This window comes from uncultured Pseudomonas sp. (assembly GCF_913777995.1).
Classification (GTDB): domain Bacteria; phylum Pseudomonadota; class Gammaproteobacteria; order Pseudomonadales; family Pseudomonadaceae; genus Aquipseudomonas.
This window is the reverse complement of sequence record NZ_CAJYVE010000022.1, coordinates 23,105-48,495: the sequence shown is the minus strand read 5'-3', so window position 1 is coordinate 48,495 and position 25,391 is coordinate 23,105. Positions and strand designations below refer to the sequence as shown.

The window sequence follows — 25,391 nt, the reverse complement described above, 5'->3', positions numbered from 1 at the left end:
CCTTCAGTGAATCCGGTGGCCGAGGGTGACGACGCCGTCGGCGCGCTCGCGGCCCAGCCAGCTGGTCCAGCCCAGACGACACGGGTTGTGCTCGCCAAGGCGCAGCTCGCGAAGTTCTTCGTGACGCAGTTGCAGGCGGATGTCGTAGTCCAACGGGTCGCGCAAGGTGAAGCGCACCAAGGCGCACAACGGCTCATGGCCGCTGCCTCCGGGCAGGAAGTCGTGGAAGCGCTGCCAGTCGAGCTGGCAAACATGGATGCGGAATTTGCCGGCCCGATCGCGTACCTGCCGGCCGATCACCAGGTCATTGCCCAGGCATGAGTGCCCCAGGCCGAGGCGATTGAGCTGCTCGGCGACAATGTCGACGCGGCGCTCAACGCACTGCTCGATGTGTAACCGGGCATGCTTGAAGTAGTAGCGCAGGACCGCCTCGACCAGCGCGGCGGAATGGCCGCGCAGGCTGAGCAGGCCGAGATAGGGCAACAGGCGTTTCCAGTTCAGGGCCCGGGAGGCACGCAGGGCGGGCGAACCCAGGCCGATCAGGGCGAACAGGCGCTGTGAGAAATCGTCTTCGGCTCCCCGACGGAAGCTGGCGTAATAACGATACCGGCGCCATACCGGCAGCAGCAGGCGCTGCAAGCGGTGATGAAACAGGTCGAGAAACGCCCGGGTTCGCGTGCCCTCCTCGCCATCGCGCAGCGCCTGCTCGGCGTAGAACGCCGGCAAAGGCGATGCCGAACCGCACAGGGCAAGCAGGTTCAAGTGCAGCCGGGCATGCAACCGCCCCTGTTCTTCAAAGAACTCCAGACGCTCGATGTCACTGCCGGGAAAGCCCAGGCCAGGGTTGGCCTGGAACTCCACCAGCTCGTACAGCGCCTGCTCATCGAGCTGCGGATGGTGCTCGCGCAACCGCGCGATGATCTGGCCCAGGGCCTGGTACAGCGAGTACTCGCGAATCGAACCGGTCAGCCGGTTCACAACAGGGGTTGTTGCCCCATGCGTGGCTTCCATCGGTGGTTCTCTCCCTGAGTGGTGATGACCTGCAACTCGTGAAAGGAGTTGAGGCTGGCGTAGAGCGCGAAAAATTCGTTGAGCACCGAGGCGAACAGGAACAGATCGCCTGCTCCGCTGAAGTGGCGTGGGTCGATGCGCAGCAGGGTGCGCAGGCCACGCACCGGCAAGCCCTGGTGCAAGCGGTCGACGCCCAGGTGCTGCACCGCCTGCAGGCCGCCGATCAGGTGGTTGCTGAGCCTTTCGGCATGCGGGTCGTAGTGACGTGGCAGGTCGTAGGTCTGCAGGATGACCTTCAGCGCCTCGACATTGGTCAACGACAGGTAGTTGAGCGACATGTTGCTGATCAGCCGCCATAGAAAGTCGCGACCCAACGGCGGCGGATAGCTGCGGGTCGCCGGTACGATATTGCGGAACCTGACGAATGCGGGACCGTTTTCACAGGGCTGGTCGATTTCACCGACCTGCAAGCGGCGTGGCAGGTCGTGGTTGGTACAGGTCAGCTCGACGGACAGGGTTTCACCGACCTGCGGGCTGTCACCGGTAAAACTCAGCCAGGTTTCCAGGCCGCCATGCACCGGCGACGGACGCTGGCGAACGCTGTAGTAAGGCTGGCGCCCGGTCATTTCGAAGCTGGGGTCATGCTCGAAGGACTCGAATGGCACGTAGTTGCGGTAGCCGAGTCCGCCACTGCGCCAGCCCACCACGGAATCCACCGAATACACGGCACGGCTCTGTGCTCCGTCGGCGCAGGCCATCAGCAGGTAGTCGTCACGCCGGCCATCGATACGCAAGGGTAAGGCGTCGTGACGGAACAAATTGACGATGGGTGTGCAGTACAGGCGCACATTCGCTGCGCCAGGCTGCAGTTGGCAAAGCGCCGGGTTGCCCATGGCCAGGCGCAGTTCGAAACCCCGCCCCTGTTGCAGCAGCCGCTGCGGCAGGCTCTGGAGGGCGTCCAGGCCTTGCAGCTCGACGAACAGGAACTTGTCCTGAAACGCGAAGTATTCCTGGAGGATGCGATAGCCACGAAAGGTGTTGAGCGGGTACGGCACCAGTGCTTCGTGCTCGGCGAAGCCCACGGGCTGGACGCTGTCGGCGGGCAACTTGAGCGTCACAGGGTGGCCGCTCTCATCACACAGCGCCTGTCCGTCGCCACCCAACGGCAGCAGTACAACGTCCTGCAAATGACGCAGCAGGCTCAGGTAAAGCGTCTGGCTGACCGGGCGCTCACCGGCCAGGTGCAAACGCAGGCGCTGCAGGGACAATTGCCCCAGATGCCCTTCGCCGGTCACATGCAGGCGCAGCGTCAGTAGCGCGCCTTGGGCGTCGGCCGACAGGCTCAGTTCGGTCAACGCCAGGGGATGGACTTCAGTGTCGTAGCAGGTGCGAAAGCCGCAGCGTACGCCGTCTACCGGCCGGCTTTCGATAGGACTGCCACGCACCACCAAGCGCCCCGCCTCGGGCTGTTCCAGAGGCTCGAACTGCAGAATGCTGAACGCGGGCAGCGGCCGCAGGTAGTTGGGCCACAGCAGTTGCACCAGCGAATGCGTCAGCTCGGGCAGATCATCGTCGAGCTTTTGCCGCAACCGCCCGGTCAGAAAGGCGAAGCCTTCGAGCAGACGTTCGACATCCGGGTCCTGGCCAGGCTGGCCGAGCCAGGGCGCCAGTCCCGGATTGCGCTCGGCAAAGCGCTGCCCGAGTTGGCGCAAGGCGCTCAGCTCGCTCAGGTAATAGTCATTGAAGGTCAAGAAAGGTCACCCACGGCGCGCGGTTCGATCCGTATCTGGCTGCCACCCTGCAACCGCAGTTGCCAGTGCACTGGCCGACGCAGATCGTCGATGCGCAGCCAGGCCGCGACGCTGAAGCCCAGCTGTAGCGGGTCATGGCCACCAGGCAGCGCCGCCACGCGCACCTCCTCAAGGCGCGGTTCGTAACGACTGATCACCGCCTCGATGGCCGTGCGGGCCTGTTCAAGGGCATCGTGCAGGCTCAGGCGCAGATCATTGAGGTCAGGCAGCCCGTAATCGCCAAGGGTCGGCACACTACCGGCGCGTACCACCAGCATGCGCTGCAGGTGAGTGGCCACCGAGTCCATCACTGCCTGCTCGTGAGTCCATCCGGCCCGCCGGGCCGAATCGCCGGCCAATCGTTCGAAAAGGCTGCCATAACCGTTCATGGCGTCATTCCTTGTCGAGCTTGCCGACCAGCGACAGGGTGAAATCGGCGCCCATGTATTTGAAATGCGGCCGCACATCGAGGCTCACCCGATACCAGCCCGGCTCTCCCTCTACATCGGTGACTCGCACCTGCGCAGCGCGCAGCGGGCGCCGGCCCCGCACCTCGGCAGCGGGGTTCTCCTGGTCGGCGATGTACTGGCGAATCCACTTGTTGAGTTCCAGCTCCAGGTCGGTGCGCTCCTTCCAGGAACCCAGCTGCTCGCGCTGCAGCACCTTCAGATAATGGGCCAGACGATTGATGATCATCATGTAGGGCAATTGCGCGCCCAGTCGGTAGTTGAGCTCGGCCGCCCGGCCCTCGGGGCTGTTGCCGAACAGCTTGGGCTTCTGCACCGAGCTGGCGGAAAAGAACGCCGCGTTGTCGCTGCCTTTGCGCATGGTCAGGGAAATGAAGCCCTCTTCGGCCAGTTCGAACTCGCGGCGGTCGGAGACCAGCACCTCGGTGGGAATCTTGGTCTCGATCTCCCCCATGCTCTCGAAATGATGCAGCGGCAGGTCTTCCACGGCCCCGCCGCTCTGCGGGCCGATGATGTTCGGGCACCAGCGGAAACGGGCAAAGCTGTCGGTCAGGCGCGTGGCAAAGGTCCAGGCGGTGTTGCCCCACAGGTAATGCTCGTGGCTGGCTGCCACCGACTCGCGATAGGCAAACGACCTGACCGGATTTTCCTCGGGGTCGTAAGGCGTGCGCAGCAGAAAGCGCGGCAGCGTCAGGGCCAGATAACGGGCATCTTCGGACTGGCGCAGGCTCTGCCATTTGGCGAACTGCGGGCCTTCGAAATGATCACGCAGGTCCTTGAGGTCGGGCAGCCCGGTAAAGCTCTCCAGGCCGAAGAACGCTGGCGAGGCGGCAGCGATGAAGGGCGCATGAGCCATGCAGGCCACGCTGGCGACGTACTGCATCAGTTTGATGTCGGGGGCGCTGGGCGTCAGCTCGTAGTTGGCGATCATCGCCGCGACAGGTTGGCCGCCGAACTGCCCGTACTCGGCGGTGTAGACATGCTTGTAGAGACCCGACTGGACGACCTCCGGAGAGTCCTCGAAGTCGTCGAGCAGGTCATGGCGCGAGACATTGAGGATCTCGATGCGGATGTTCTCGCGAAAGTCGGTGCGGTCGACCAGCAGCTTCAGGCCACGCCAGGCCGACTCCAGGGCCTGGAATTGTGGATGATGGAGTATTTCATCCACCTGCCGGCTGAGGCGTGCGTCGATCTCGGCGATCATGCGGTCGGCCAAGGCCTTCTTGACCGGCTCGGCGTCGTTGTGCGGTTTGAGCAGTTCGGCGATGAATGCCGAAACGCCGCGCCGGGCGATGGCCCAGGCTTCGTCAGCCGGGTTGAGGCGGGTCTGCGCGATGATCGTATCGAGCAGGCTGGGCTGGGCGTGCTCGGCTTGAGCTTGGGTCTGGCTTGCAGTCGTCATGAAGCGGCTTTCCTTGGCAGTGGCATCATTGGTCGCGGGACGGTGTGCTGGCGGGCGCTTCGAGGGCCAGCCCCAACTCGCCGAGCACACGGGCACGGGATTGTTCGTCGGCCAGAACGTCCTCGATGGCCTTGCGGAACGCCGGTACATTGCCCAAGGGTCCCTTGAGCGCGACCAGTGCATTGCGCAGCTCCATGAGCTTGCGCAACTGTGGCACCTGCTCGACCAGGCTGGCAGGGCTGAAGTCCTTCATCGAACGGATCTGCAACTGCACGGCTGTCTCGTCGGCCTGCGGCTCATCCTCCAGACGGTTGGGGACGCTGAAGACCAGGCTCAACGCCTGCTTGGCCAGTACCTCGTCAAAGCTGTTCTTGTCGATGGCGATGGGCTTGCGGTCTTCGAGCTTGCGCTCGTCGGGGCGCCCGGTGAAATCACCCAGGGCGAGCAGCTTGAGCGGCAGCTCGATCTGTTCCTGGGCACCACCGGTCGCCGGTTTGAAGGTGATATTGATGCGTTCCTTGGGTGCTACCGAGGCATCTTTGGCCATGGGGTTTCTCCTTGGGGTTCACGGCACGGGGGCCTGTTCGAGTACCACGTCGGGGTCGAGGCGGCACAACCTGCGAAAAATCTCTTCCTTGCGTTCGCGCACGGCATGGCTCTGCGGCAGGCGTTCACAGCAGGCATGCAGCAGATGCAACACCTGACACGCCAGGGCGGGCTCCCAACCAGGGTCGCCCTGGCCGACCAGCAAGGCATCCAGCCCATCGAGCTGCACGCGCGCCAGCTCGTACTGCCGGGCGGCGAAGCACAGCCGCGCCAGGCTCAACTGCCAGAAGAAGCGCTCGCGCCCGCCCAGAGCCTGCGCCAGCCCCAGCTTGAGTGGCTGCCCGGCAGCCTTGAGGCCTTGCTGCGGCAACGTCTGCACGGCGTCTTCGAGTGCCAGTTCCCAAGTCGGACGCTCGCCAGCCGGCGCTACGGCGGGCGGCTCGGTGCTCGGTTTGTGCAGATGAACCTGAACCCGCTCCTGCAACCAGACCTGGGTCGCGGCGTCGGCAAACGGGGTGCCGTCGTGAAAGCACAACCGGGGCAGTGCCGGCAGGCGTTGCAACAGCAGGGCGAGGTGGAATTCGATGCACTGCATGGCCGGCTCGGCGTTCAGTTGTTGCAGGCATTCCCAGCCGAGACGCTGCCCGTCGAGCCAGAACGGCGCGCGCACCAGGCTCGCCTCGACGTCGAGCAGCAGGTCGGCGTACTGGCCCGCAGCGAAGCGCATCTGGTAATCCTTGAGCCGGTCAGCCGGCACGCCACGCAAGGCGGTGATGCCTTCAGCGTTGCGCTCGGGCAGCGTATCCACCGCCAGCCATAGCAAGGCGCGGCTCAAATGCAGGGCTCGCAGGTCACAGGCCTGGTTGCGCAGCCACCACTTGCACAGCGGTAGCGCCGTATCCTGCAGGCTGCGCAGGCTTGCACTGGCGCTCTTGTCGCTGTCGATGGCTGCCGATGCGCGCCACTGGCTGGCGACCTGACGCACCTGGGCGGTTGCTGCACCGACCAGACCGGGCTTGGGGCGATTGTCCGTGGCGCGCTGGAGCATTCCGGCCAGGCGGCGGCACAACGGCAGGAACAGCGGCGCGTCAGCTCCCAACCTGGAACTCAGGATTTCATCCAGCGCTTGCAGCAACTCCAGCAGACGCCGGAACAGCTCGATCTGCTCCAATACCGGCACGCGGTCGTCCAGCAGGCTGTCCAGGCGCTTGAGCAACCAGTCACAGGCGGCGATACGGGTCCGGTTCTTGAGCGGGTGCAGCACAGGCCAATGCCTGGCGCAGAGTTCCTGCAACATGCCCAGGCCAGCCAGCAGCCCGGTGAAAGATTCGCACTGATAAAGCGCCCAGGTCAGCCAGGCCGCGACGCGCAGATCCTTGGAGCGTGTGCGCAACAGCGTCTCGCTGCCCTCCAGTACCTTTTGCCAGTCAGTCGCGACACCGGGGTGCAGGGACTGCCCTTTCGCCAATTCCATCTCAAGTGCTTCGTACTCCACGGAAAAGCGCATGTCCTCACCGACAACACTGTTTTCATCGACGGCGCAATGGGCGATTTGCAGATACGAAGAGCACAACTTTCCGAGGTACGGCATAAGGGTTCCGGCGGCGAGAGAGCACGATAAAACTTGGCGCCGGAGGATATAGCGCTACGCAAAAACGCAAAGCGTTGAACAATTAACGAATATTTAATCCAGTGAGAAAGTATGACGCCAACATCATGAACAACCGAAAGAAAGCAACATAATCAGTAACATATACTTGCATGCAACTTTCCCGTCGGCACTCGTCCACCGCGCCGAACCGGCCACTTCAGCCGCCGACGTCGGCACTCCCCAACGCACACGTACATGCTGTTCAGCGGCACATGAAAAGCTAAAGACTCTGCAACGACGGCCGATAACCCGTTGTATTGCATGCATCGCCGCCCGGACTCGCGGGCGCGCTTTCGATCCCGCAGACAAGGAATTCTGCAGTGCCGGCCTCCCTTCTTTCGCTCATTCCTGCCACCGTCGCAGCCCGCTTCAAGGAGCGTCCATGAACGGTGAAATCATGCATTTCCTGCTGCCCTCGCTGGACAGCGGGCTGGAACTGACCTTCTTCATCCTGATCTTGGGCGGCCTGCTGGTATCGCTGATCAGCGCCGAAATGCTGGGCCGCGAAACGAACTGGGAACGCAACTGGAACGGCACCGTGCAGACCGGCGCCCTAGACCCGCAACACGGTTCGATCAGCGAACTGTCCCATGCCCTGGCCTCGCTGCCGGAACGCATCGTCGGCAACATGCCCGGCCTGCTGCTGATCTTCGGCCTGCTCGGCACCTTCCTCGGCCTGGGCCTGGCCCTGGACAAAGCCTCGATGGTGTTGCAAGGCAGCGGCGACTCCATCGGTGCCATGAGCGATTCGCTGGGGCAACTGACCGGCATGATGAAAGACCTGGGCTCGAAGTTCAAAACCTCGACCTGGGGCATCATGGCCTTCATCGCTCTGAAGCTCTGGGAAGCCTCGCGCTGGTCGGCGGAGAGCCGTCGCAGCGCCTGGTGCGTGCGCCAGATGAAGCTGGACATGGAACTCGAACGGCGCGGTCGACGTGCCTACGACGAGCGCCGCGACCTGCAGGCCCGGGAAAGCCTGGAAGTGCTCGGCGAGCGCCTGGTACAAGGCATGCACCAGCAGTCTTCACAACTGGCCGAAGACCTGCGCGCGCTCATGGCCCTGCAAGTGCAACTGGCCCGTGACAGCCAGGATCAGACGCAAGACTTCCACAAGAAATCCCTGGCCCAGGCGGCCACCGGCAATCGTCTGCTCGGTCAGCTGGAACAGAGCGCCGCCAGCGCTGCACAGCGACTGGAGGCCATCCAGAGCCGCCAGGCCGATGCCGACCGGCACGCCGCAAGCCGCCACGCCGAAACCCAGCAGCAGCTGGCAGACCTCGCCGCACAGCACCGCGAGAGCAATCAGACCCTGCTCGCTCTGCACCAGCAGGCCGGCAACCACGCCGCCCAGTTCGACGACCTCAAGCGCTTCAATGCCCGGCTGCTGAGCCTGGCCCAGGAGCGTGACGACCACCTGCTCGAACAGGTGACCGAGTTCATCAACCAGATCCGTGAAAGCAACCTGTCATTGGCCAGCCTCGACCAGCGCAGCGAGTCGGTGGCGCGACAGCTCGATGGCCTGCTGCAGGGTACTCGCGACATCAACCAGCGCCTCGATGCCCTGAATGCGTCGAGCATTTCCCAGGAAAGCCATCTGGAAAGCACCCTGGAAGGCCTGGCCGGAGTCAATGAGTCGCTCAACGCTGCGACCGATTCGGCCGTACAACTGTTCAAGCATCTGGGTGCGCCCGCGCCTCGCAAGACCCCAGAGCAATCAGCCGCGCGCCACTCGGGGTGATTGCTCGATGAAGGACAAAGCCAGTGAATGGGTGTCGGTTTCCGACCTGATGGCCGGCGTCATGGCGGTGGTGATGCTCATGCTGGTGGTCTCGGTTCTGCAGAACAAGGCCGCCGAAGCCGCCAGCCAGGTACAACGACAGCTGCAGGAAAGCGCACGCAACCAGGACCTGCGTGACCTGCTCGCCGACATGCAGCGCGACCTGCTGCACAGTGGCGAATCGCGCCTGCTGGACATTGATGTCCAGGGCCGCCGCCTGGTGTTGCCCGACGACGCCTTCGCCCGCGGCAGCGCCTGCATCACCCCGGCCACCCGTAACCTGCTGGGCCGCCTGGCGCTGCGCGTAGCGGAATTCATGCGCACTCACCCACAGGCGCAACTGCTGGTGGAGGGCCACACCGACAGCCTGCCGGTGACCCGACCGGTCACCGACCTGAACCGCTACTGCACGGTCTACGACGACAACTACACCCTCTCCGCCGCCCGCGCCCGCGAGGCCCGCAAACTGCTGATCCCGGCACTCGACACAGGCCAGGCTCTGCGTGTGGTGGTGGCCGGATACGGCGATTCCAGGCCACGCCCCGGTCTGGCGCCGCAAGACGCGCTGAACCGCCGGGTGGAAATCCAGCTCCAGGCGGCACCTACCAGCACCGGCCTTTGAGACGGGCAGCGCCTCGGCCACCTTCTCCTGCCACCGCACCTGAACCGGGCGAGCAAGGTTGACGCTACCGTTCATCGGTGTTCATATGCCGCCCAGTTTCAGGTGTCCCATGCCGCCGTGCATGGGGTGAAACGGGAAGCCGGTGCGTCACTCAGGTGATCAGTCCGGCGCTGCCCCCGCAACGGTAGGCGAGCGAAACCTTCGATAGACCACTGTGCCACTGCCCCACGGCAAGCATGGGAAGGTGAAGGTTTCATGATCCTCGCAAGCCCGGAGACCGGCCTGGAACTTCGTTTTGCACTCCCGCGGTGGGCGGGCGCAGGCCGGTACCCGTGCGCCCCTGCGCGCGTGTTTGCCTATGCGTTATTCCCTCCGGGCTCATCTTTCCTTTACGAAGTGGAACAGCATGTCCCGATTTCTCCCTGCCAGCATCGTGCAGCGTTCGCTGCGCTGGAACCTCGTGCCGTTACTGGCCTTTTCTCCCCTCGCCCTGGCCGAAAGCGGCCTGTCGTTGCCGCCGACCACCGTCAGTGAGGTGGGCGAAGTGCCCGCTTCCGGCCTCGACGCCCCGCAACCCAGCGCTTCGCGGCTGGCCCTCAGCGCGCTGCAGACGCCGGCCAGCGTGACCCGCATCGATCACCAAAGCCTGGAAAGCCGCGCCAACCCCAGCGTGCAGGATGCCGTGAGCCGCTCACCGGGGATCACCAGCATCGCCGCCCCCGGCAATGGCAACACCGCGCTCTCGGCTCGCGGCTTCAGCGGCCATGAGTCGGTAATGACCCTGTTCGACGGCTCGCGGCTGTACACCGGCATGGGCAGCCAGACCTTTCCCGTAGACACCTGGATGGTCGAGCACATCGACGTGCTGCGCGGCCCGGCCTCGGTGCTGTATGGCGAAGGCGCCACCGGGGCGACAGTCAACATCGTGCCGAAGAAGCCCTTCGAAGGTGAGATCCGCAACCGCCTGCGCCTCGGCTACGGGTCGTGGGACCAGCAGCAGGCCGCGCTGGACAGCGGCGGTTCGCTGAATCAGCACCTCAGTTATCGGCTGACCCTCAACCAGCAGCAGAGCAACGGCTGGGTCGACCACGGCAACTCGCGCAACACGGCCTTGAGCGCCGCGCTGCGCTGGCAAGTCACCGACGCGCTGAGTTTCACCCTGGCCCACGAGCGGGGCGACAGCGAACCGGCCAGTTATTTCGGCACCCCGCTGCTCGACAGCCACTACCACGACAGCCTGCGCGACAAGAACTACAACCTGCACAACGCGGTGCAGCGCAACGACGACCAGTGGACGCGACTGAACACCGACTGGCAGATCAACGACAGCTTGAGTGCTAGCAACCAGCTCTACTTCATCACCAGCCGCCGTCACTGGCGCAACGCCGAGATCTACACCTGGAATGGCGCGCGCGAACAACTGCTGCGCAGCGATTACCTGGAAATCAAGCACGACCAAGAGCAGCTCGGCGACCGCCAGACCTTTACCTGGCGCCACAGCCTGTTCGGCCTGGACAGCCAGACCCTGGTCGGCGCCGAGTACAACCGCATCCGCTTCCGCCTCGACAACAACTCGCCTTACACCGACGTCGGCGGTGACTACATCGACGCCTGGCGGCCTGCCGACGGCTATTTCCAGAGCCAGTCAGCGTTTCGCCCACTGGCCGACACCTTGACCCACAGCGTCGCGCTGTTCGCCGAAAACCGCCTGCAGCTCTCCGAGCGTTGGTCGCTGGTCACTGGCGTGCGCCGCGACCATAACCAGCTGCAACGCGACGACCTGCGCGACGCCAGCCGCAGCGAGCGGAACCTGAATGGCGGCAACTGGCGCGCCGGGCTGGTGTTCGCGGTCACCGACCAGCTGTCGCTGTATGGCCAGTATTCGACGTCCGAAGATGGCATCAGCAACCTCATCACCCTCAGCCCCAGCCAGCAGCAGCTGGACCTTACCGAAGCGCGGCAGACCGAACTGGGCCTGAAGCAGCGCTTCTGGAACGGCGATGGCGAGTGGACCCTGGCGGCCTTCCATATCGTCAAGAAGAAACTGCTCAGCACCGACCCGCTGACGCGCCTCAGCCAGCAGGTCGGCCAGCAGTCTTCCGACGGCCTTGAGGCCAGCCTGGAGCTGAACCTGGAGCGTGGCTGGCAGGTGTCGGCCAATGCCTCGTTGCTGCGCGCGCGTTTCGATGACTTCGACGACCTGGCCGGCGGCGAGCCGGTGTCGCGGGCCGGCAACCGCCCGATCGACGTGCCGCGGCGCACCGCCAACCTGTGGTTGAACAAGGACCTCGGTCATCAGGTGGATGCCGGTGTCGGCCTGCGCTACGTGGACGCGCGCTACGCCGACGTGGCCAACACCACCCAGGTGCCGGGCTACACCGTGGTCGACGCCAGCCTGGGCTGGCAGGCACTGCCCGACGTGCATCTGGGCGTGCAACTGTATAACCTTCTGGACCGCCGCTATGCGGTGACCGGGCAGAACAGCGGCCAGCAATGGCTGATGGGGGCGCCCCGCTCGCTGCTGGTCACCGCCGACTACAGCTTCTGATCGGCTCGACGAGGAGTACCCATGACCCACCTGGCCATCGAACGCCTGAATTGGGGCGATGCGCAGCGCTTTCGCCTGGTCGATATCGACCTGCAGGTCGCCGACGGCGAGTTCGTTGGCCTGATCGGCCCCAACGGCAGCGGCAAGACCAGCCTGTTGCGCTGCGCCTGGCGCTTCAGCCGTCCGGCCAGCGGCCAGGTACGGCTTGCCGGCGAAGACCTGTGGCTGCGCAGCCAGCGCTGGAGCGCACAGCACATTGCGGTGATGCAACAGGAGTTTCCCCAGGACTTCGGCCTGAGCGTTGCCGAGGTGGTGGGCATGGGCCGCGCCCCGCACAAGAAGCTGCTCGAGGGAGACAGCGCTGAGGACCGGGCGCTGGTCGAACAGGCCCTGCAGCGCACCGGCATGCACGCACACGGCGCGCGAGCCTTCGCCAGCCTCTCCGGCGGCGAGAAGCAGCGCGTGCTGCTGGCCAGGGCACTGGTGCAGCAGCCGCGCCTGCTGATCCTCGACGAGCCCACCAACCACCTGGACCCGCGCTACCAGCTGGAGCTGTTGCAGTTGCTGCGCCGACTGCGCCTGAGCACCCTGGCCAGCTTCCACGATCTGAACCTGGCAGCCGCGTTCTGCGACCGCCTCTACGTGCTCAAGGACGGCCAGGCGGTGGCCAGCGGCACGCCTGCCCAAGTGCTGACCCCGGCGCTGCTGCACGAGGTGTTCGGCCTGCAAGCGCTGGTCGACACCCACCCTCTTGCCCCCCATCCACGCATTACCTGGATAACCCGACCATGATGCGACTGCTGTTTCTCCTCGGCCTGGCGACCAGCTTCGGCGCCTACGCCAGCGACTACCCGCTGACCGTGCGCAGTTGCGACCGCGACGTGACCTTCCAGCACGCGCCGCAACGCGCGGTCAGCCAGGACGTGAACATGACCGACATGCTCCTGGCCTTGGGCCTGCGCGAGCGCATGGCCGGCTTCAGTGGCATTACCGGTTGGAAGACCCTGCAAGATCCGCTGCGCGAGCAGCTTGCCGGGCTCAAGGAAATCGCCCCGCGCGACCCTTCGCTGGAAAACCTGGTCGATGCCGGCACCGACCTGTATTTCGCCGGCTGGAACTATGGCATGCGTATCGGCGGCCCGGTCACCCCGCAGACCCTTGCGCCGTTCGGCATTCCCGTCTACGAGTTGAGCGAGTCCTGCTTGTTCGTCATGCCCCGCCCCGCCGCCAGCTTCGACGACCTGTACCACGACCTCGATAACCTGGGGCGGATCTTCTCGGTCGAGAAACGCGCCCAGGCCCTCATCGAGCAGACCCGCCAGCGTGTCGCGGCCGTACGTGAGCGCCTGGAAGGCGACCTCGAGCGCCCACGGGTATTCATCTACGACAGCGGCGAAGACCGCCCCTTCACCTCCGGGCGCCTGGGCATGCCCCAGGCGCTGATCGAGGCCGCTGGCGGGCGCAACATCATGGACGACGTGCAAGCCAGCTGGACCAGCGTCGGTTGGGAGAGCGTGGTGGAGCGCAACCCCGAGGTGATCATCATCATCGACTACGGCCCTACCTCCTGGGAGGCCAAGCGCGAGTTTCTGGTCAACCACCCGGCGTTGCGTGAGGTCGCGGCGGTGCACAACCTGAACATCGAAGTGCTCAGCTACCTGCAGGCCACACCCTCGCTGCACAACGCCGAGGCCCTGGAGACACTGGCCCGGGTGCTGCACCCCGAGCGTTTCGCCGAGGCATCGCGTTGAGACGCCTGGCCAGTCGCAGCGCCTACCGAGGGCTGGTCATCGGCCTGCTGGCCCTGTTGGCGCTGTCGTGCGTACTGGCGCTGGGGTTCGGTTCGGCCCAGATACCCAGCAGCCAGGTCGGCGACATCCTGTTGAGCAGGCTGGGACTGACCAACGCTGAGGCCTGGCCCTCCAGCCAGGAGGCTATCGTCTGGCAACTGCGTGCGCCACGGGTGTTACTCGGTGCGCTGGTCGGCGCCGGCCTGGCGATGATCGGCGCCGCCCTGCAGGCGGTGACGCGCAACCCGCTGGCCGACCCGCACCTGCTGGGGGTGAGTTCCGGCGCAGCGCTGGGTGCGGTACTGGTGATCATGTACCTGGGCCACTTCGCCGGCACCTTGAGCCTGCCCCTGGCGGCCTTCGCCGGGGCGCTGGGCAGCATGCTGCTGGTCCTTGACCTGGCGCGCCCGCGCCAGCGGCAGGACGAGGCACGACCCCAAGGCGAGCGGCTGCTGCTGGCCGGAGTCGCGGTATCGTTCGTGCTCATGGCGCTGGTCAACCTGCTTCTCTATGTCGGCGACCCGCACGCCGCCAGCTCGGTGATGTTCTGGATGCTCGGCGGCCTGGGCCAGGCCAGCTGGAACCTGCTGCCGCTGCCGGCGCTGGGCGTGCTGACCGCGCTGCTAGCCTTGCTGGTGCTGGCACGCCCGCTCGATGCCCTGCTGTGCGGCGAGCACACCGCCGCCAGCCTGGGCGTCGACACCCGGCGGCTGCGCTGGCAGGTGTTCGTCTGCTGCTCGCTGCTCACTGGCGTGCTGGTCTCGCTGGCCGGCGCCATCGGTTTCGTCGGCCTGATGCTGCCGCACCTGGCGCGCTGGCTGGTGGGCAGCGAGCATCGCCGGTTGATTCCGGTCTGTGCACTGCTGGGCGCGCTGTTCCTGGTCTGGGTGGATGTCGCGGCGCGCAGCCTGATCGCCCCTCAGGACCTGCCGATCGGTATCGCCACCGCCGCACTGGGCGGCTTGTTCTTCATCGGTATGCTGCGCCGCCGCTGAATGCCCTGGCCGCACAGGCTGCACCTTTGGCACAAACTGGTTCATGATGACGGGCCACGCGAATCGGGCCGCTACAGGTCCGCTCTCTCGCTACCCGGCGCCAGCGGGCGCCGCCAGAGACCAGGAGGACCTGCATGACCCAAGGTACTTACACGCCCCCAACCGTCTGGACCCACGAGGCACCATCCGGCGGACAGTTCGCCAACATCAACCGCCCCGTGGCCGGTCCTACCCACGACAAGGAATTGCCGGTCGGCAAACACCCGCTGCAGCTGTACTCCCTCGGTACGCCCAATGGCGTGAAAGTCACCATCCTGCTCGAAGAGCTGCTCGCCCTCGGCCACCCGGGCGCCGAATACGATGCCTGGCTGATCCGCATCAACCAGGGCGAGCAGTTCTCCAGCGGCTTCGTCGCGGTCAACCCCAACTCGAAGATCCCTGCCCTGCTCGACCGCAGTGTGGCGCCAGCGCAGCGCGTCTTCGAGTCGGGCGCGATCCTGCTGTACCTGGCGGAAAAGTTCGGTGCGTTCCTGCCCGCTGACCCGGCAGGCCGTACCGAGACCCTGAACTGGCTGTTCTGGCAGATGGGCGCGGCGCCCTACCTCGGCGGCGGCTTCGGGCATTTCTATGCCTATGCCCCGGAAAAGCTGGAGTACCCGATCAACCGCTTCACCATGGAAGCCAAGCGCCAGCTCGATGTGCTGGACCGCCGTCTGGGCGAAAGCGCCTATCTGGCCGGCGAGCACTACAGCATCGCGGACATCGCCGTATGGCCGTGGTACGGGCAATTGGTGCGCGGCAACCTGTATTCGGCCGCACAGTTCCTGGCCGTGCATGAGTACACCCACGTGCAGCGCTGGGCCGAAGCCATCGCCCAACGCCCGGCCGTGCAACGCGGCCAACGGGTCAACCGCACCTGGGGCGACGAAGCCAGCCAGGTGGCGGAGCGTCACGACGCGAAAGACCTGGACTGATCGGGCTGGCCGCTCTCACCCCCGGAGAGCGGCCTCATATTCACAGCAGATACAGTGAATTTCCTGGCGTTTTCGCGAGCAAGCTCGCTCCCACGGCTCAACTGACCCGTATTGCGGCTTATCCGACCCAAAGCGCGTGGAACTTCTCGCTCACTTTCAACGGTTCGTGATCAAAAGGAATAAAGCGCGTTTTTTAATGACACCTTTATATAAATAGCCCCGCCATACTGACACCAGCTGTCAAAAACCTTACAAAGGTTTCCAAACTTATCACTCCATTTGCAGCTCGCTGATTCATAAAAGTTTTTATAGTTTTCTTCATACCATTGACACTTCATTACTACCATTCATCCGGCCACACAACAATTCCAGAAACATTCCACACCGGACACTTATCGGATCTAGTGCCCGTTAATTAAAACGGGCATTTGTGAACTGTTGGAACTCATAGCCAATATTGGAGTGCTATCATGACTACAGGAAACAAGAATCCCGGCAACTTCGCCAACGACCGCGAGAAGGCTTCCCAAGCCGGCAAGAAAGGCGGTCAATCCTCGGGCGGCAATATGTCCCAGGACCGGGATAAGGCATCGGAAGCCGGTAAGAAAGGCGGACAAGGCAGTCACCGCGGTGGTCGCCAGTCCTGAGCCCTTGCCGTTTGAAACCTGCGCAGCCTGGGCCATGATCCGCCCATGAACACCACTGCGCCATGGGCGGGGCCGATCTGGCAGCGGGTGGTCAACCAGAACCTGCTGTGGAGTGGCTCCGTCCTGTCGGCGTGCAGCGCTGACACCTTCGCTGCACAGCCTCCTCGCCACGCTGCGGGGTATGCAACTCGTTCGATCCGCGCTCATCGTTCAAGAGGTAGCGAACATGGCGATTCACATTATCCATTTCACCGCCCCCATCAACTCCGCAACCTGCGGACAACTGATCGACAAGGCCTCCCAGGCCGCCCAGCAGAACGCCGAACGCCTGGTGCTGAACATCGCCACAATGGGCGGCGAATGCAGTTACGGCTTCACCCTCTACAACTTTCTGCTGAGCCTGCCGATGCCGGTACACACCCATAACCTGGGCACTGTGGAATCCATGGGCAACGTCATTTTCCTCGCGGGGGAACACCGAACCGCCTGCCCGCACAGCAAATTCCTGTTTCACCCCTTCCACTGGCACCTCAACGGCGCCGTGGACCATTCACGCATGTCCGAATACGCGATGAGCCTGGACTTCGACATGCACCTGTACTGCCGCATCGTGGCCGAGCGCACCCAGGGCGCGCAGGAACCGCTGGAAACCGAAAAGTACCTGACCGCCGCGCCACGGATTCTCGAACCGGAGCAGGCGCTGCTTTGCGGGGTGATCCACGAGGTGCAGAGCCCTTTGCAGAAAGGCGAGTACGTCACTCACTGCGTGCACAGCTGAACGGCAGCGTGCCAGCGGGCGTCACATTGCAGCCTCACCGGGCAGCGGCGGTGTGAGGGCGACGAAACGACTGGTGTTGCGCCCGCCATCCTTGGCCTGGTAAAGCGCCCGGTCGGCTTGTGCGAGCAGCGCCACCACAATGGGTTCGGGGGGCACTGGCGGTGTCGAGCGGGCTGGGCAGTTGACCCCGGCTTCCAGGCTGGCCGCGCCCACCGATACCGTCACCCGTCCATACTCACTGGCTTCGTGCACGCGCTCTAGCCCCTGGACGGTCTCGACCACCTCCTGCGCCATCTGGCGGGCGCCTTCGGCCCCCGTATCCGGAAGCAGAATGACGAATTCCTCGCCACCATAGCGTGCCACCAGGTCAGTAGACCGATGCACGCAGCCCTTGAGTGCATGAGCCACGGCAATCAGGCACTCGTCGCCCTGCAAATGACCGTAGCGGTCGTTGTAGCGCTTGAAATAGTCGATATCCAGCAGCAACAGCGAGAAGGCACCCTGATTGCGCCTGGCCCGCGACCATTCGCGCTCGATGGCCTCGTCCAGCAGGCGGCGGTTGGCCAGGCCGGTCAGGCCGTCGGTCTGTGCCAGGCGGTTGAGACGATCCATGGCCATTTTGAGGCGCAGATGGGTCTTGACCCGGGCAGTGACGATCGCCGGCTGCACCGGCTTGCCAATGAAGTCCACCGCCCCCAGCGCCAGACCCTGCTCCTCGACGCGGGTCTGGGTGTGGCTGGTGATGAAGATCACCGGCACATCCTGCAGCAGCGGGTCGCTCTTGACGGTTCGGCACACCTCGAAGCCGCTCATACCCGGCATTTCGGCATCGAGCAGGATCAGGTCGGGACGCTGCTCCTGGATCATGCGCAATGCCTGTTCGCCGCCGGTGGCGAAGCGAATCTGCCCCAGGCCCTGCAACACTTTGCTCAGCACCCGGATAGCGGAAATGTCGTCATCGACGATCAGCAGGCTGGGGGTCGGTTCCATTACGTCTGTTTCTCCATTCCCTGTTTGCCCTTCAAAGATCGGCACGTTCGAGCAGATCCAGGGCACGCTCGAACTCGAGGCCCTCGACAGCCTGCCAGAGCTGTTCGACCAGCGGTCGACCGGCTGAAGCCTGCAACGCCGGTGCGGCCAGGGCGAACAGGTCCAGGGCGGCGAGGTCACGTTGGCCCAGCGACTCGCGCAGGCGGGTCAGTGCTTCGCGGGCCGTCTCCGGGTCCGCCTCGGCTTGCGGCGCCGGCAGGCTGGAAACCTGCAGCGCGGCAGTCTGTTCACGCAGCTCATGATAAGCCTCGGTCAATCCGTGCAGGCTGGGCGCGGCATCGGCAGACTCTCGCAGGGCCGTCTCGGCCTGCGCCGCCAGGCGCCCCAGTTCCCGGGCACCCAGCAGGTTCGCCACACCCCGCAGCTTGTGTAGCTCGGCCGCCACCACCATGGGCTCACCGATGGCGCGCTGCTGGATCGTCGATACGTCACCGAAGCCGGCGAACTCGGCGAAGAAGCGTTTCAAGGACGACAGGAACAGCTCCACATCATGCCCCAGGCGGGTGGCCACCTCCTGACTGTCGATGCCGTCGATCTGCGGCCAGTCACCGCCCTGCGCAGACGACTGCGGAACCTGACTGACCTGCAGCGGTACACCGCGCACGCGCTCCACCGCCTGGCGAATGGCGCGGATCAGTGCCGCCGGATCCAGAGGCTTGGTGAGGAAATCGTCCATCCCGGCCTGCTCGGCCTGGCGTCGCTCTTCGGCCAGTGCCCCGGCGGTCAAGGCCAGTACCGGCAGGCGGGTCAGGCCCAGGTCGCCGCGCAAGCGCCGAGTGGCTTCGTAGCCGTCCATCTCCGGCATCTGCACATCCATCAGCACCGCATCGAAGAACTCCGGCGCCTGGCGCAAACGCTCCAGGGCCTGCAACCCGTTGGTGCAGGTATGCACCTTGGCGCCCTGCTGCTCCAGCAGCAGGCTGGCCACTTCCAGGTTGATCTCGCTGTCGTCGACCAGCAGCAGCTCCAGGCCGCTGAGCCAACGGGTCACGCTGGTGTCCAGGCGGGTCGCCTGGATGACCCGCGCGGTACTGCCCTGGCACCGGGCGATGCAAGCATTGACGGCGTTGAACAGCGCCGAACTGTCCAGCGGCTTGAGCAACAGCCAGTCGACCGGCAGATCGGCGACGGCCTGCTCTGTACCGACGCGGGTTACCAGGATGACCGGCAGGCCGGCGATTTCACGAACCCGTTGCAGCTCACCAGGCTGCACCTGCTGCCAGTCGAGCAACAGGACGTCCGGCAGCGGGCCGCTGCGTTGCCGACGCTCGTCGAGCAAGGGTTGCAGCGCTTCTTCACCGGGCGGGCAGCAGACCCGCCAGCCCAGGCCGCGGCACAGGCGTTGCAAGGCCTGTGAGGATTGCACGTTGTCGCTGAGCACCAGCACTTCCAGGTTGCTGCCCGGCACGGCCGGTTCCACGTCACTCTGGCCGATGCGAAACGGCAAGCGTACCCAGAACTCGCTGCCCATGCCCAATTCGCTGCGCACGCCCACTTCGCCGCCCATCTGCTCGGCCAGCCCACGCACCACCGACAGGCCCAGGCCGGTGCCGCCGAAGCGGCGTGTGGTGGAAGCGTCGGCCTGGGTGAATGGCGAAAACAGCTGACCCAGCACATCGGCGGCGATACCACAGCCGGTGTCCTGCACGCTGAAGCGCAACCAGCAGTGCTCGGCATCACCGCTCTCGCGGCTGGCGCTCACCTCGACGCCGCCCTGGGTGGTGAACTTGAGGGCATTACCCACCAGGTTCATGAGGATCTGGTTGACCCGCAAGGCATCGCCAATCAGCAGGTTCGGCAGTTGCCCCGCGCCCTTGACGGAAAAACGCAGGCCCTTTTCCTGGGCCTGGGAGGTAAACAGCTCGTTAAGCTCGCCGAGCAGTTGCCGGGGGCTGAAGGGGTTGCTTTCCAGGCGCATCTCGCCCGCTTCGATCTTGGCGATGTCGAGGATGTCGTTGATGATGCCCAGCAGCGTGCGTCCGGCGATCTGCAGCTTGGTCAGCAGCTGCCGCTGCTGCTCGTTCAAGGAGGTGTTCTGCAACAAGTGGGCGATACCGATCACCGCGTTCATCGGTGTGCGGATCTCGTGGCTCATGTTGGCCAGGAACAGGCTCTTGGCGGCGTTGGCGGCTTCGGCGATGGACTTGGCATCATTGAGTTCGGCGCTATGGCGCAGGCGCTCGGTGATGTCCTGGGCAATGGCCAGATGGCCGATGATTTCGCCCGTTTCGGTACGGATCGGGGTGATCACCATCGACACCTGGACGTGCGAGCCGTCCTTGCGCACGTAGGTCCACTGGCGGGTTTCCGCGCCTTCCAGCTGGGCCTTGAAGGTGAATACGTCGACGCCCTCGATGAGGATGCCGTACTCACGGCTCAGTTCCAGCGAACGAGCATCCATCTCGGCACGCAGGTGGAACCCTACGGCGGTTTTCTGCCCGACGATCTCCTGGTTCGAATAGCCGAGCAGCAATTCCGCGCCGCGGTTGAACACCACGACGCGCCCCTCGGTATCGGTGGCGATGATGGAGACTTCCGAAGACGCATCGAGTACCGCCTGCAGCAAACCGGCCACCCGCGTCAGTTCGGCGGTGCGTTCGTTGACCTGTTGTTCCAGTTCGGCATTGAACTCCATCAGGTAGCGCTCGACGCGCTTGCGGTCGGTGATGTCGTGCATCATTTTTGCCGCGCCAAGAATGCTGCCGTCCGCCTCGCGGATCAGGCTGCAGGTGATGGTCACGTCGATCAACCGGCCTTCCTTGTGCAAGCGCTGGGTTTCCAGGGTCGAGCCGCGCTCGCCACGCGCCACGCGTTCGAGCAGCTGTTCATCCTCGTGCACCCGCGACAGGGGCACCAGCAAGGGCGCCAGCGGGCGACCCAGCACCTCGTCCTCGGTGTAACCGAACATCTGCTCGGCGGCGCGGTTCCAGGTGATGATCCGCCCATCCAGGGCTTCACCGATGATTGCATCGCTGGAGTTCTCGACGATGGTGGCCAGACGTGCCTGGCCGGCGATCACCTCGTGCTTGCGCAGGCGTGACAGCATCAGGTTGCCGACCATTGCGGTCAGCAGCAGCGTGGCCAGCATGCCAATGAAAAACACCCGGGCCGGGGGTACCAGGTCCAGGGAGGTGATGAACAGCGGATGGGCACCGACCTCCATGCGCCATACCCGGCCATAGATCTCGCGTTCGAAAGCGTACACCTGGACGACTTCCGGCTCCGGTTCATCGTCATGGGTCTGATAGATCAGTTGCCGACCATCGCTGACGTCGTACAGGGTCAGGTGCAGGCGATGATTGGCGGGATCGAGGCTGGCCATGACCTCGCTCATGGCCAGCGGCGCGTAGGTCCAGCCGATGGCGGACGCCTCGCGCTGTGCAACGTCGGGCGGCGTTTCCGGCGTGCTGTAAACCGGCAACAGGAACAGGAACGCCCGCAGACGCTCTTCATTGCTCTGTTGCAGGGTGATCGGCGCCGAAAGTGTTGCCTCGCCGCTGCGCATGGCCTGAATGGCAGCATCGCGACGACGCGGCTCAGAGGCGATATCCAGACCCAGAGCCTGGATGTTGCGTACGGAAGGGTCGATGAACTGGATGATGTAGCGGTCACCCTGATGGGCACTGAAACGGCTGAGGGCAAAATCCGGCCGACCATCGGCGCGTACGGCGCGCAGGAAGTCCCCCTCCTTGTTCTGTGGCACACGACGGATGAAACCGAAGCCACTGGCCCCCGGATACTCTTTCTCGATGTTGCGGCCCTGACTGTAGCGGCTCATCTGGCTGCCGCTTATGTCCTCCGGGTTCATCATGTGGATCGCGCCGCGCAACCCGCGCAAGCGGTATTCATAGACCCTCAGGCGGGTCTGCAGATCGTCGGCGATGCCCTGCCCGGCATCCTTGAGCGCCATCATCACATAACGCTCGATGGCCTTGGCCTGCTCATGACTGGCGAACCAGCTAAGCGCCAGCCCCGCCAGCAGGACCAGCGACGTCCAGCCACACAGCCACTTGAGCGAATTGGTCTTCATCCACTGCATGCTCCCTTGCCTGCATGACCCTTCACGGCCGTCTCCCCGAGCCTTGAACGGCTCATATCTGGAAGCGCCCGACCATCGTCCTTAATTCCATGGCCAGCCCCGACAGGCCGCGGCTCGCCGTACTGGTCTGCTGCGAACCGCTGGAATTGCTCAGCGCCAAGTCACGGATGTTCACCAAGCTACGGTCGACTTCACGGGCGACGTGGGCCTGCTGCTCGGTCGCGGAAGCGATCACCAGGTTGCGATCGTTGATCTGCCCGATCGCCTGGATGATCTGCTCCAGTGCCTGCCCTGCCCCCTGCGCAACATCGAGGGTCTGCTTGGTGAGTCCATTGCAACTGTCCATCGAACGCACCGCCTGGGCGGTATCGTTCTGGATGGCACTGATCATGGTTTCGATCTCTAGCGTAGATTGTCCTGTCTTGTGCGCCAGTGCGCGCACCTCATCGGCGACCACGGCGAAGCCACGGCCGGCTTCCCCGGCACGTGCCGCCTCGATGGCGGCGTTGAGCGCCAGCAGGTTGGTCTGCTCGGCGATGCTGCGAATCACGTCGAGCACCCGGCTTATGCCATGAATCTTGCCGGCCAGGTGGGTAAAGCTCGATGAGGTAGTGTCGACATCGGTGGCCAACCTGCCGATGGTCGCCAGGGTCTGGTTGATCGACTCGCTACCCTGGCGGGCGATCTGCCCGGACTGCACCGAACTCTGCGAAGCGCTGGCGGCGTTGCGCGCCACCTCGTCGACGGCACTGCTCATCTGCGTGACCGCCGTGGCCGCCTGATCGATCTCGGTACTCTGGCGCTGCAGGTTGCGCGAGCCCTCTTCGGTCACCCCGTTGAGTAGCCCGGCGGCCGATGCCAGCTGTTCCGAAGCCTGGGCAATCTGACCGATGGTGTCGCGCAGGCGATCCTGCATGTGCTGGAGCGACTGCAGTAGCCGCGCCGGTTCGTCACTGCCACGGGTATCGATTTCCAAAGTCAGGTTGCCCTGCGCGACCGAACCGGCCACCTGTACGGCAGTCGCCAGCGGCCGCACGATGCTGCGAGTGAACAGCAACGCCAGCCCCAGGGTGAAAATAGCCGCCAGGCCCATGACCACCAGGGTGCCCTGCACGGCGTGCTGGTAGACCTGCGCCGACTGCGCCGCCGCGTCCGAGGCGCCTTGGCGGTTGATGCCGATCAGCGCCTGCATGCGCCGCACCATTTCATCGGCATTGGGGTTGAGCACCTTCATGATCAGTGCGTAAGCCGCCTGCCGCTCGCCGGCCTGGACCTGGCTCACCACCTCCGACTGACCCGCCAGGTAAGCGCTCTCGGCCTGGTTGAATTGCTCGTAGGCGGTACGCTCGGTGGGCGAGCTGATCAAGCGCTCGTACTCACCCTGCATGCGCTGCAGCTCGCTGCGCAGCTCCTTGACCCGGGTCAACGTGGACTGCAGCTGCTGGTCGTTCTCACTGAGCATCAGGCGCAGTGTGGCGCTGCGCAGCAGGAGCATGTCGCGGCTGACGTCCGACAGCGCATTGAGGCTGGGCATCCAGTCGCTCTCGACCTCAGCCGAACGTGCATGCATCTGCGACATCTGCATCAGAGCGAAACCGCCGAAAATAAATACCAGCAGGGCGATCACACCGAAACTCAGCATGGCCCTTGGAGCAATGGACAACGATCTGAACGTCATTTTCGAATACCCCCTGGAAAGCAAGACGTCAGGAACTCAGGAGACGCCGACAGGCCATGGGCCGCTGGGCCTGAAATGAAGCGTGAACGCGAACGGAGGGAAGACCCGGCAGCGCAGACTGACCAAGACAGGGAGCGTGTCGAAAAAAGCTGTGCGGCAGCCTTCAACTGAATTGAGATAATCATGCTGGTGATTCCCGCTCGAAGCGCGATATTGCATTAATGGCCATATGATGGCCACACAACTAACACTTGTATAGTCATCCGAAAGTCTTAATGCAAACTTAAGAGCGACACGCTTCGAGCACCGCGAATTTCTTATTATACAAGCGGCTGAAAGCCTTGAAATACGGGGCTCTCACCACCCTCATCGAAAACAGGTCAAGGCACTGTGAAAAATAAGTTCGCGCCACCCTTACAACTTTCTGCAAACGTTTGCAGCGAGAATAACTTTCAAATAACGCTCATTATAAATTCGACCCGTGCCGATACTTTAGGCACAGGTCGAACGCGTCAGGTTTATAAGAGAAGTGCTCAGCCGAGCAGGAACCAGGCCAGATAGAACCCCACGCCACCCAGCACGGTGGCAAACAGGCTGCGGGTGAACAGGGCCAGCAGGGTCGCGACCAGACTCGCCAGCAGCGCCGGCAGCAGGCCACCTGGCTTGTCGGCATGCCCAGCCAGTTCAAGGACCACGATGGCGACCATGATCGCGCAGGGCACGAAGCCCAGCCAGTCGAGGGCGAAGCGCGGCAGCGACACGCCGGCCAAGAACACGATGGGCAAGGCGCGCACGGCGATGGTCAGTGCCGCACAGGCAATCACCGTCAGCAAAAAGGGGTCAGCGATCATGCCCTGCCCTCCGCCGGAAACACACGCAGCAACGCGGCGCAGACGGTCGCAGCCACGGCGGTGGCCAGCAGCAGCGAGAGGTTGACGTCGATGACGCCCAGACTGGCCAGGATCACCGCCGCGGAAATCAGCATCGCCACGATCTCCAGCTTGCGGTGCCGGCTGGCCGACCAGGTCAGCACGATCAGGCCGATGAACATCGCCGTCAGGCTGAACCCCAGACGGTGCGCAAAGACTTCGGGGATCGAACGGGCGAAGACGGCGCCCAGCACGTTGGCGACGATCCAGTTGAGGTAGGCCGCGCCGTTGAGGCCGAACATCCACCAGAACGGAATCTTCTCCTGGCGGGCCGCCTGCTGGGCTGCCACGCCGAAGGTTTCATCGGTGAGCAGCATGCCGCTGACGAACTTCTGCCAACGGCTCAGGCCGTTGAAATAGCGCGCCAGGTAAGAACTCATCAGCAGGTAGCGGATATTGACCAGCAGCACGGCCAGGACAATGGCCAGGCTGCCCGCACCGCCGATCCACATGGAATAAAAGAGAAACTGTGCCGAGCCGGCATAGAGCAGCATCGCCAGCAGGGTCACCTCGCCTGGGCTGAAGCCTGAGATGGCACCAATGGCGCCAGCGGCAAAGCCGATGCTCCAGTAGCCGAGAATGGTAGGGCCGCAGGCAATCGCCCCGTCGATGAAGGCCGAACGCCTGATGGCGGCGGTATGGGTGGCTGTCATGGTCCGATCCCTGTTGTCATGAGGCAGCTGCCCGTCAGGCAACG

At 64.2% G+C, this 25,391-nt stretch carries 20 protein-coding genes, 1 pseudogene and 1 riboswitch; of the genes and pseudogenes, 10 read left to right on the top strand and 11 right to left on the bottom strand.

Annotated features, from left to right (window positions below):
• Nucleotides 1–3: 3 nt before the first annotated feature.
• Genes tssG through tssA form a run of 6 tightly spaced genes read right to left on the bottom strand, consistent with a single transcriptional unit; the run spans nt 4 to nt 6,807 of the window.
• Nucleotides 4–1,011 carry a type VI secretion system baseplate subunit TssG gene (gene tssG / locus QZ497_RS09350; protein WP_295473417.1) on the bottom strand — a complete coding sequence of 336 codons (1,008 nt, stop codon included), beginning with the start codon at nt 1,009–1,011 and terminating at the stop codon, nt 4–6.
• Entirely contained in the window at nt 975–2,762 is a 1,788-nt protein-coding gene (gene tssF, locus QZ497_RS09345) for a type VI secretion system baseplate subunit TssF (protein WP_295473415.1), read from the bottom strand. Before tssF ends, tssG begins: the two co-directional genes overlap by 37 nt.
• Nucleotides 2,759–3,190 carry a type VI secretion system baseplate subunit TssE gene (gene tssE, locus QZ497_RS09340; protein ID WP_295473412.1) on the bottom strand — a complete coding sequence of 144 codons (432 nt, stop codon included), beginning with the start codon at nt 3,188–3,190 and terminating at the stop codon, nt 2,759–2,761. Before tssE ends, tssF begins: the two co-directional genes overlap by 4 nt.
• Before the next feature lie 4 nt (nt 3,191–3,194).
• Nucleotides 3,195–4,670, bottom strand: a complete 1,476-nt coding sequence (tssC, locus tag QZ497_RS09335; protein ID WP_295473410.1) for a type VI secretion system contractile sheath large subunit — start codon at nt 4,668–4,670, stop codon at nt 3,195–3,197.
• A gap of 25 nt (nt 4,671–4,695) precedes the next feature.
• Complete coding sequence (gene tssB, locus QZ497_RS09330; protein ID WP_295473408.1) at nt 4,696–5,217, bottom strand: type VI secretion system contractile sheath small subunit; 522 nt, start codon at nt 5,215–5,217, stop codon at nt 4,696–4,698.
• A gap of 18 nt (nt 5,218–5,235) precedes the next feature.
• Nucleotides 5,236–6,807 (bottom strand): type VI secretion system protein TssA, encoded by a 1,572-nt coding sequence (tssA, locus tag QZ497_RS09325; protein ID WP_295473405.1) that lies wholly within the window; start codon nt 6,805–6,807, stop codon nt 5,236–5,238.
• A 442-nt stretch (nt 6,808–7,249) separates the two neighbouring features.
• Between tssA and QZ497_RS09320 the strand changes: the two genes are divergently transcribed.
• The 10 genes and pseudogenes from QZ497_RS09320 (at nt 7,250) to QZ497_RS09280 (ending at nt 16,998) form a co-directional block, all read left to right on the top strand.
• On the top strand, nt 7,250–8,605 hold the full coding sequence (locus tag QZ497_RS09320; RefSeq protein ID WP_295473403.1) for a hypothetical protein: 1,356 nt from the start codon (nt 7,250–7,252) through the stop codon (nt 8,603–8,605).
• A gap of 7 nt (nt 8,606–8,612) precedes the next feature.
• Nucleotides 8,613–9,266 (top strand): OmpA family protein, encoded by a 654-nt coding sequence (locus QZ497_RS09315; RefSeq protein ID WP_295473401.1) that lies wholly within the window; start codon nt 8,613–8,615, stop codon nt 9,264–9,266.
• Between the two features lie 83 nt (nt 9,267–9,349).
• Nucleotides 9,350–9,567, top strand: a riboswitch (cobalamin riboswitch).
• Between the two features lie 105 nt (nt 9,568–9,672).
• Entirely contained in the window at nt 9,673–11,814 is a 2,142-nt protein-coding gene (locus QZ497_RS09310) for a TonB-dependent receptor (protein WP_295473399.1), read from the top strand.
• 21 nt (nt 11,815–11,835) lie between these two features.
• On the top strand, nt 11,836–12,606 hold the full coding sequence (locus QZ497_RS09305) for an ABC transporter ATP-binding protein (protein ID WP_295473397.1): 771 nt from the start codon (nt 11,836–11,838) through the stop codon (nt 12,604–12,606).
• A complete protein-coding gene (locus QZ497_RS09300; RefSeq protein WP_295473395.1) occupies nt 12,603–13,565 on the top strand; it encodes an ABC transporter substrate-binding protein in 963 nt (320 codons plus the stop codon). The genes QZ497_RS09305 and QZ497_RS09300 overlap by 4 nt, the downstream gene beginning before the upstream one ends.
• 5 nt (nt 13,566–13,570) lie before the next feature.
• Nucleotides 13,571–14,599: an iron ABC transporter permease gene (locus QZ497_RS09295; RefSeq protein ID WP_295473453.1), complete on the top strand. Its 1,029-nt coding sequence runs from the start codon at nt 13,571–13,573 to the stop codon at nt 14,597–14,599.
• 134 nt (nt 14,600–14,733) lie between these two features.
• A complete protein-coding gene (yghU, locus tag QZ497_RS09290) occupies nt 14,734–15,573 on the top strand; it encodes a glutathione-dependent disulfide-bond oxidoreductase (RefSeq protein WP_295473393.1) in 840 nt (279 codons plus the stop codon).
• Nucleotides 15,574–16,043: 470 nt separating this feature from the next.
• Nucleotides 16,044–16,220, top strand: a complete 177-nt coding sequence (locus tag QZ497_RS09285; RefSeq protein WP_295473391.1) for a KGG domain-containing protein — start codon at nt 16,044–16,046, stop codon at nt 16,218–16,220.
• A 164-nt stretch (nt 16,221–16,384) separates the two neighbouring features.
• Nucleotides 16,385–16,441: pseudogene (locus tag QZ497_RS21855) on the top strand (hypothetical protein); the annotation flags it as partial.
• Nucleotides 16,442–16,446: 5 nt separating this feature from the next.
• The gene (locus QZ497_RS09280; RefSeq protein ID WP_295473390.1) at nt 16,447–16,998 is read left to right on the top strand and encodes an ATP-dependent Clp protease proteolytic subunit; all 552 of its coding nucleotides are present in this window, start codon (nt 16,447–16,449) and stop codon (nt 16,996–16,998) included.
• A gap of 21 nt (nt 16,999–17,019) precedes the next feature.
• Here the strand turns inward: QZ497_RS09280 and QZ497_RS09275 are convergent, their stop codons facing one another.
• From QZ497_RS09275 to QZ497_RS09255, 5 genes are all read right to left on the bottom strand, one after another.
• On the bottom strand, nt 17,020–17,988 hold the full coding sequence (locus tag QZ497_RS09275; RefSeq protein ID WP_295473388.1) for a diguanylate cyclase: 969 nt from the start codon (nt 17,986–17,988) through the stop codon (nt 17,020–17,022).
• A 31-nt stretch (nt 17,989–18,019) separates the two neighbouring features.
• Nucleotides 18,020–22,078, bottom strand: a complete 4,059-nt coding sequence (locus QZ497_RS09270) for a CHASE domain-containing protein (RefSeq protein WP_295473386.1) — start codon at nt 22,076–22,078, stop codon at nt 18,020–18,022.
• Between the two features lie 61 nt (nt 22,079–22,139).
• Nucleotides 22,140–23,765 (bottom strand): methyl-accepting chemotaxis protein, encoded by a 1,626-nt coding sequence (locus QZ497_RS09265; protein ID WP_295473384.1) that lies wholly within the window; start codon nt 23,763–23,765, stop codon nt 22,140–22,142.
• A gap of 533 nt (nt 23,766–24,298) precedes the next feature.
• On the bottom strand, nt 24,299–24,616 hold the full coding sequence (locus QZ497_RS09260; protein ID WP_295473382.1) for an AzlD domain-containing protein: 318 nt from the start codon (nt 24,614–24,616) through the stop codon (nt 24,299–24,301).
• A complete protein-coding gene (locus QZ497_RS09255) occupies nt 24,613–25,347 on the bottom strand; it encodes an AzlC family ABC transporter permease (RefSeq protein WP_295473380.1) in 735 nt (244 codons plus the stop codon). Before QZ497_RS09255 ends, QZ497_RS09260 begins: the two co-directional genes overlap by 4 nt.
• Between the last annotated feature and the right edge of the window lie 44 nt (nt 25,348–25,391).

Excerpts from the sequence above, each read along its gene's own strand:
- QZ497_RS09305 (WP_295473397.1), top strand. The coding sequence starts at position 11,836 with ATGACCCACCTGGCCATCGAACGCCTGAATTGGGGCGATGCGCAGCGC.
- QZ497_RS09280 (WP_295473390.1), top strand. The coding sequence starts at position 16,447 with ATGGCGATTCACATTATCCATTTCACCGCCCCCATCAACTCCGCAACC.
- tssE (WP_295473412.1), bottom strand. The coding sequence starts at position 3,190 with ATGAACGGTTATGGCAGCCTTTTCGAACGATTGGCCGGCGATTCGGCC.
- QZ497_RS09285 (WP_295473391.1), top strand. The coding sequence starts at position 16,044 with ATGACTACAGGAAACAAGAATCCCGGCAACTTCGCCAACGACCGCGAG.
- QZ497_RS09270 (WP_295473386.1), bottom strand. The coding sequence starts at position 22,078 with ATGAAGACCAATTCGCTCAAGTGGCTGTGTGGCTGGACGTCGCTGGTC.
- yghU (WP_295473393.1), top strand. The coding sequence starts at position 14,734 with ATGACCCAAGGTACTTACACGCCCCCAACCGTCTGGACCCACGAGGCA.
- QZ497_RS09310 (WP_295473399.1), top strand. The coding sequence starts at position 9,673 with ATGTCCCGATTTCTCCCTGCCAGCATCGTGCAGCGTTCGCTGCGCTGG.
- QZ497_RS09315 (WP_295473401.1), top strand. The coding sequence starts at position 8,613 with ATGAAGGACAAAGCCAGTGAATGGGTGTCGGTTTCCGACCTGATGGCC.
- QZ497_RS09275 (WP_295473388.1), bottom strand. The coding sequence starts at position 17,988 with ATGGAACCGACCCCCAGCCTGCTGATCGTCGATGACGACATTTCCGCT.
- tssA (WP_295473405.1), bottom strand. The coding sequence starts at position 6,807 with ATGCCGTACCTCGGAAAGTTGTGCTCTTCGTATCTGCAAATCGCCCAT.
- QZ497_RS09320 (WP_295473403.1), top strand. The coding sequence starts at position 7,250 with ATGAACGGTGAAATCATGCATTTCCTGCTGCCCTCGCTGGACAGCGGG.
- QZ497_RS09255 (WP_295473380.1), bottom strand. The coding sequence starts at position 25,347 with ATGACAGCCACCCATACCGCCGCCATCAGGCGTTCGGCCTTCATCGAC.
- tssB (WP_295473408.1), bottom strand. The coding sequence starts at position 5,217 with ATGGCCAAAGATGCCTCGGTAGCACCCAAGGAACGCATCAATATCACC.
- QZ497_RS09300 (WP_295473395.1), top strand. The coding sequence starts at position 12,603 with ATGATGCGACTGCTGTTTCTCCTCGGCCTGGCGACCAGCTTCGGCGCC.
- QZ497_RS09260 (WP_295473382.1), bottom strand. The coding sequence starts at position 24,616 with ATGATCGCTGACCCCTTTTTGCTGACGGTGATTGCCTGTGCGGCACTG.
- tssG (WP_295473417.1), bottom strand. The coding sequence starts at position 1,011 with ATGGAAGCCACGCATGGGGCAACAACCCCTGTTGTGAACCGGCTGACC.
- tssC (WP_295473410.1), bottom strand. The coding sequence starts at position 4,670 with ATGACGACTGCAAGCCAGACCCAAGCTCAAGCCGAGCACGCCCAGCCC.
- QZ497_RS09265 (WP_295473384.1), bottom strand. The coding sequence starts at position 23,765 with ATGACGTTCAGATCGTTGTCCATTGCTCCAAGGGCCATGCTGAGTTTC.